Annotated in this window: 6 protein-coding genes; all 6 read left to right on the top strand. The window is 68.9% G+C overall.

Features of this window, described 5'->3' with window-relative positions; all coding sequences use genetic code 11:
* Window positions 1-238, top strand: a 238-nt coding sequence (locus QTI33_RS30970; RefSeq protein ID WP_286510402.1) for an NAD(P)(+) transhydrogenase (Re/Si-specific) subunit beta, incomplete at its 5' end; no start/stop codon positions are given.
* Between the two features lie 117 nt (window positions 239-355).
* On the top strand, window positions 356-2,035 hold the full coding sequence (locus tag QTI33_RS30965) for a long-chain-fatty-acid--CoA ligase (protein WP_286510401.1): 1,680 nt from the start codon (window positions 356-358) through the stop codon (window positions 2,033-2,035).
* A 53-nt stretch (window positions 2,036-2,088) separates the two neighbouring features.
* Window positions 2,089-3,093 carry an ABC transporter permease subunit gene (locus QTI33_RS30960; RefSeq protein WP_286510400.1) on the top strand — a complete coding sequence of 335 codons (1,005 nt, stop codon included), beginning with the start codon at window positions 2,089-2,091 and terminating at the stop codon, window positions 3,091-3,093.
* Entirely contained in the window at window positions 3,090-3,989 is a 900-nt protein-coding gene (locus QTI33_RS30955; protein WP_286510399.1) for an ABC transporter permease subunit, read from the top strand. The genes QTI33_RS30960 and QTI33_RS30955 overlap by 4 nt, the downstream gene beginning before the upstream one ends.
* 1 nt (window position 3,990) lies before the next feature.
* Window positions 3,991-5,010: an ABC transporter ATP-binding protein gene (locus tag QTI33_RS30950; RefSeq protein WP_286510398.1), complete on the top strand. Its 1,020-nt coding sequence runs from the start codon at window positions 3,991-3,993 to the stop codon at window positions 5,008-5,010.
* Window positions 5,007-6,008, top strand: a complete 1,002-nt coding sequence (locus QTI33_RS30945) for a dipeptide ABC transporter ATP-binding protein (RefSeq protein ID WP_286510397.1) — start codon at window positions 5,007-5,009, stop codon at window positions 6,006-6,008. The genes QTI33_RS30950 and QTI33_RS30945 overlap by 4 nt, the downstream gene beginning before the upstream one ends.
* Window positions 6,009-6,013: the final 5 nt, after the last annotated feature.

Here is a 6,013-nt window from a genome sequence, read left to right as displayed (position 1 = left end):
GGCGATCATCCTGGGCGCCAACGACGTGGTGAACCCGGCCGCGCTGCAGAAGGGCACGCCGATCTACGGCATGCCGATCCTGGAGGCCTACAAGGCCAAGACCGTGATCGTGAACAAGCGCTCGATGGCCGCGGGCTACGCCGGCCTGGACAACGAGCTGTTCTACATGGACAAGACCATGATGGTCTTCGGCGACGCCAAGAAGGTGGTCGAGGACATGGCCAAGGCGATCGAGTAGCACCCGGCCGCGCCACGAAGACCACGGGCCGCGCAGTGTCGCGGCCCGTGCCGCATCCGACGCTCAAGTTACGATGGCGGCAGATTTCCCCACAAGATTTCGTTCTGGAGACTGACAGTGATTGATCGACCCTGGCTCGGCAGCTACCCGCAAGGCGTGCCCGCCGACATCGATGCCTCGCGCTACACCTCGCTGGTGGCGCTGATGGAAGAGAGCTTCACCCAATACGCCGACCGCACGGCCTACAGCTTCATGGGCAAGGACGTCAGCTACGCCGACGTCGACCACCAGAGCCGCGCCTTCGCCTGCTACCTGCAGGGCCTGGGCCTGGTGAAGGGCGACCGGGTGGCGATCATGATGCCGAACTGCCCGCAGTACCCGATCGCGGTGGCCGGCGTCTTGCGTGCCGGGATGATCGTGGTCAACGTCAATCCGCTCTACACGCCGCGCGAGCTCGAGCACCAGCTGAAGGACTCGGGCAGCACCGCGATCGTGCTGATGGAGAACTTCGGCACCACGCTGCAGCAGTGCCTCGGCGCCACCCAGGTCAAGCACGTGGTGCTGGCCGCGATGGGCGACCGGCTCGGCATGCTGAAGGGCGCGCTGGTCAACTACGTGGTGCGCAGCGTCAAGAAGATGGTGCCGGCCTTCAGCCTGCCGGGCGCGGTGCGCTTCAACGACGCACTCGAGAAGGGCGCCACCCGCACCCTGAAGGCGCCGGCGCTGGGCCCGGACGACGTCGCGGTGCTGCAATACACGGGCGGCACGACGGGCGTGTCGAAGGGCGCGGTGCTGCTCAACCGCAACGTGATCGCCAACGTGCTGCAGTCCGAGGCCTGGAACGACCCCGTGATGCAGAAGGTGCCGGCCGGCGAGCAGCCGACCAGCATCTGCGCGCTGCCGCTCTATCACATCTTCGCCTTCACGGTGAACATGATGCTGAGCATGCGCACCGGCGGCAAGCTGATCCTGATCCCGAATCCGCGCGACATCCCGGCGGTGCTGAAGGAACTGTCCAAGCACACCTTCCACAGCTTCCCGGCGGTCAACACGCTGTTCAACGGCCTGGCGAACCACCCCGAGTTCAACACCGTCAACTGGAAGAACCTCAAGGTCTCGGTCGGCGGCGGCATGGCGGTGCAGGCCGCGGTGGCCAAGCTCTGGCTCGAGAAGACCGGCTGCCCGATCTGCGAGGGCTACGGCCTGTCGGAGACCTCGCCCTCGGTGACCTGCAACCCGACCACCAGCATCGCCTACACCGGCACCATCGGCGTGCCCTTGCCGAGCACCGAGGTCAGGCTGCTCGACGACGACGGCCGCGAGGTGCCGCTGGGCAGCACGGGCGAACTCGCGGTCCGGGGGCCGCAGGTCATGGCCGGCTACTGGCAGCGGCCCGACGAGACCGCCAAGGTCATGACCCCCGACGGCTTCTTCAAGACCGGCGACATCGCGATCGCGGACGAGCGCGGCTACTTCAAGATCGTGGACCGCAAGAAGGACATGATCGTGGTCTCGGGCTTCAACGTGTATCCGAACGAGATCGAGGACGTGGTCGCGCTGTTGCCGGGCGTGCTCGAATGCGCCGCCGTGGGCATCCAGGACGAGAAGACCGGCGAGGGCGTCAAGCTGGTGATCGTCAGGAAGAACCCCGACCTGACCGAGGCCGAGGTGCGGGCCCACTGCCGCGCCAACCTGACCGGCTACAAGCAGCCGCGGGTGATCGAGTTCCGCACCGACCTGCCGAAGACGCCGGTCGGCAAGATCCTGCGGCGCGAACTGCGCGACGCGCAAAAGTAGTTAGGGTTCGGCCGGGGACCATCCCCGGCATCGCTCTTGCATATTGAGGATGAATGTTCAGATTCATCCTGACCCGCGCCAGCCTGCTCGTGCCGACCTTCATCGGCATGACCTTGCTCGCCTTTTTCCTGATCCGACTGGTGCCCGGCGACCCGATCGAGACGCTGGCCGGCGAGCGCGGCATCGACCCGGTGCGTCACGCGGCGCTGCTCAAGGAGTACGGGCTCGACAAGCCGCTGTTCAGCCAGTACGGCATCTACATCGGCCGCGTGCTGCATGGCGACCTCGGCAAGTCGGTGATCACGCAGGAGCCGGTGATGAGCGAGTTCCTGGCGCTGTTCCCGGCCACGGTCGAGCTGGCGCTGTGCGCCATCGTGTTCGCCCTGCTGCTGGGCATTCCGGCCGGCATCCTGGCGGCGGTCAAGCGCAATTCGCTGTTCGACCATGGCGTGATGGCGACTTCGCTCACCGGCTATTCGATGCCGATCTTCTGGTGGGGGCTGCTGCTGATCCTGTTCTTCTCGGTGCAGCTCGGCTGGACGCCGGTGTCGGGCCGGATCTCGGTGCAGTATTTCATCGAGCCGGTCACCGGTTTCCTGCTGATCGACACCCTGCTGTCGGATGAGAAGGGCGCCTTCGTCTCGGCGCTGCAACACCTCATCCTGCCGGCCATCGTACTCGGCACCAACACGCTGGCCGTGATCGCGCGCATGACGCGCTCGGCCATGCTCGAGGTGCTCGGCGAGGACTACATCCGGACCGCCCGGGCCAAGGGCCTGGCGCCGCTGCGCGTGATCGGCCTGCATGCGCTGCGCAACGCGATGATCCCGGTGGTCACGGTGATCGGGCTGCAGGTCGGCGTGCTGTTCACCGGCGCGATCCTGACCGAGACCATCTTCTCCTGGCCCGGCGTCGGCAAATGGCTGATCGAGGCCATCGGCCGGCGCGACTACCCAGTGCTGCAGGGCGGCATGCTGCTGCTGGGGGTGATCGTGATGGCCGTCAACGTGGCGGTCGACGTCGCCTACGGGCTCATCAATCCGAGGATCCGTCGATGAGCGCAAGCACCTTGGTGGTCGAGAAAAGCACCGCGCCCCCCGGCCCTTGGCGCGAGTTCTGGGGCTCGTTCTCGGCCAACCGCGGCGCGGTGATCGGCCTGGCCGTGATCGCCTTGCTGCTGCTGGTGGCGCTGCTGGCGCCGTGGATCGCGCCGCATGCGCCCAACCAGACCGACAGCAGCGCCTTCCTGCGGCCGCCGGCCTGGCAGGAGGGCGGCACGGCCGCGCACCTGCTGGGCACCGATGCGATCGGGCGCGACATCCTTTCGCGGCTGATGTTCGGCGCCCGGCTGTCGCTGTCGATCGGCATCGCCGTGGTGGCGATCTCGGCTGCGGCGGGCATCGCGCTGGGCCTGGTCGCGGGCTTCTTCCGCGGCGTGCTCGAGATCGCGATCATGCGGCTGATGGACGTGGTGCTGACCTTGCCCAGCCTGCTGCTGGCGATCGTGATCGTCGCCATCCTCGGCCCGGGCCTGATCAACGCGATGCTCGCGGTGGCCGTCGTGGTGCTGCCGCACTACGTGCGCATCACGCGGGCGGCCGTGATCTCGGAGGTTTCGCGCGACTATGTCACGGCGGCCCGCGTGAGCGGCGCCGGCACGCTGCGGCTGATGTTCCGCGAGGTGCTGCCGAACTGCGCCGCGCCGCTGATCGTCCAGGCCTCGCTGGGCGTCTCGACCGCGATCCTCGACGCCGCGGCGCTGGGCTTTCTCGGCCTCGGCGCGCAGCCGCCGTCGCCCGAGTGGGGCACGATGCTGGCCGATGCGCGCGAGTTCGTGCTGCGCGCCTGGTGGGTCGTGACCTTTCCGGGGCTGGCGATCCTGGCCGCGGTGCTGGCCTTCAACCTGCTGGGCGACGGTTTGCGCGATGCGCTCGACCCCAAACTCAAACGCTGACATGGCCCTCCTCGACATCCGCGACCTCCATGTGGAGTTCCCGACCCAGGGCGGCACGCTGCATGCGGTCGACGGCGTGAGCCTGCGGCTGGAGCAGGGCGAGGTGCTCGGCATCGTCGGCGAATCCGGCTCGGGCAAGAGCGTCACGATGATGGCGCTGATGGGCCTGATCGGCTGGCCCGGGCGGGTGCGGGCGCAGCACCTGCGCTTCGACGGCCACGACCTGCTCGGCATATCGGACCAGACCCGGCGCGGCCTGGTCGGCAAGGACGTCGCGATGATCTTCCAGGAGCCGACCACCAGCCTCAACCCCTGCTTCACGATCGGCTGGCAGCTGATGGAAACGCTGCGCCTGCACCTGCGCCTGGACAAGCGCGAAGCGAAGAAGCGCGCCACCGGCCTGCTCGAGCAGGTCGGCATCCCGGCGGCGTCCACGCGCCTGGGCAGCTATCCGCACCAGCTGTCCGGCGGCATGAACCAGCGCGTGATGATCGCGATGGCGATCGCCTGCAACCCCAAGCTGCTGATCGCCGACGAGCCCACCACCGCGCTCGACGTCACGATCCAGGCCCAGATCCTCGACCTGCTGCGCAGCCTGCAGAAGGAGCGCGGCATGGGCCTGGTGCTGATCACCCACAACATGGGCGTGGTCAGCGAGATGGCGCAGCGCGTGGCCGTGATGTATGCGGGCCAGGTGATGGAGGAGCGCGGCGTGGCCGAGCTGTTCGCGGCGCCGCAGCATCCCTACACCGCGGCGCTGCTGGCGGCGCTGCCGGAGCGCGCGGCCGGCGAAGGCCGGCTGGCCACCATCTCGGGCGTGGTGCCGGGCCTGCACGATCGGCCCGCGGGCTGCCTGTTCGCGCCGCGCTGCAGCTACGCGACCGCGCATTCGCGCGCCGTGCGGCCCGAGCTGCGCGACTGGATGGGCGGCCAGGTGCGCTGCCACTACGCGCTCGGCGATCCGCAGCGCGAGGCGGCGCTGGCGCGCGATGGCGCCCGGGTGGTGGAGTTCGTGCGATGACCGAATGGGTGGTCGAGGCGCAGGACCTGCAGCGCGTCTACGCGGTGCGCCGCGGCCTGTTCCGCGCCCCGGCGCAGCTGCAGGCGGTCGGCAACATCTCGTTCAAGGTCGAGAAGGGGCGCACGCTGGCGGTGGTCGGGGAATCCGGCTGCGGCAAGTCCACGCTGGCGCGCATGGTGGCGCTGATCGAGAAGCCGAGCGCGGGCTCGCTGCAGCTGGTCGGCCACGACGCGGTCGACCCGCCGCACGAGCGCCGGCGCGAGCTGCGCCAGGCGGTGCAGCTGGTGTTCCAGAACCCCTACGGCTCGCTCAACCCGCGCAAGAAGATCTCCTCCGTGCTGGAGGACCCGCTGGCGATCAACACCACGCTCGGCAAGACCGAGCGGGCCGCCAGGGCGCGCGACATGCTGGCCCGGGTCGGCCTGCGGCCCGAGTACGCCAACCGCTACCCCCACATGTTCTCGGGCGGCCAGCGCCAGCGCATCGCGATCGCGCGGGCCCTGATGCTCGGCCCGCGCCTGCTGGTGGCCGACGAGCCGGTCTCGGCGCTCGACGTCTCGATCCAGGCCCAGGTGCTGAACCTGCTGGCCGACCTGCAGGCCGAGCTCGGCCTGTCCTATCTCTTCATCTCGCACGACCTCGGCGTGGTGCGCCACATCGCGCACGACGTGCTGGTGATGTACCTGGGCCATGCGGTCGAGCAGGGTCCCAAGGCGCGCATCTTCGCGCGGCCGCTGCACCCCTACACCCAGGCGCTGCTGGCGTCGACGCCCGGTCTCGCGGCCGAGCGCATCGTGCTCAAGGGCGAGCTGCCCTCGCCGCTGGCACCGCCGCCGGGCTGCGTCTTCAACACCCGCTGCGCGCATGCCACCGAGCGCTGCCGCAGCGAGCGGCCGCTGCCGCGCCTGCTCGACGAACGCCTCGTGGCCTGCCATCACGCCGAGAAATTCCTGCCAGCCGATGTTTCCCCGTCCGCGTTTTCGCGGTCTCAACCTTGAAGGAG

This window comes from Variovorax davisae (assembly GCF_030316845.1).
Taxonomy (GTDB): Bacteria; Pseudomonadota; Gammaproteobacteria; order Burkholderiales; family Burkholderiaceae_C; genus Variovorax; species Variovorax davisae.
This window is presented reverse-complemented; position numbering and strand designations above follow the sequence as displayed.

What these genes read in the sequence shown, in the direction of transcription:
- QTI33_RS30950 (WP_286510398.1), top strand. Translation starts at nt 3,991, where the DNA reads ATGGCCCTCCTCGACATCCGCGACCTCCATGTGGAGTTCCCGACCCAG.
- QTI33_RS30960 (WP_286510400.1), top strand. Translation starts at nt 2,089, where the DNA reads ATGTTCAGATTCATCCTGACCCGCGCCAGCCTGCTCGTGCCGACCTTC.
- QTI33_RS30945 (WP_286510397.1), top strand. Translation starts at nt 5,007, where the DNA reads ATGACCGAATGGGTGGTCGAGGCGCAGGACCTGCAGCGCGTCTACGCG.
- QTI33_RS30955 (WP_286510399.1), top strand. Translation starts at nt 3,090, where the DNA reads ATGAGCGCAAGCACCTTGGTGGTCGAGAAAAGCACCGCGCCCCCCGGC.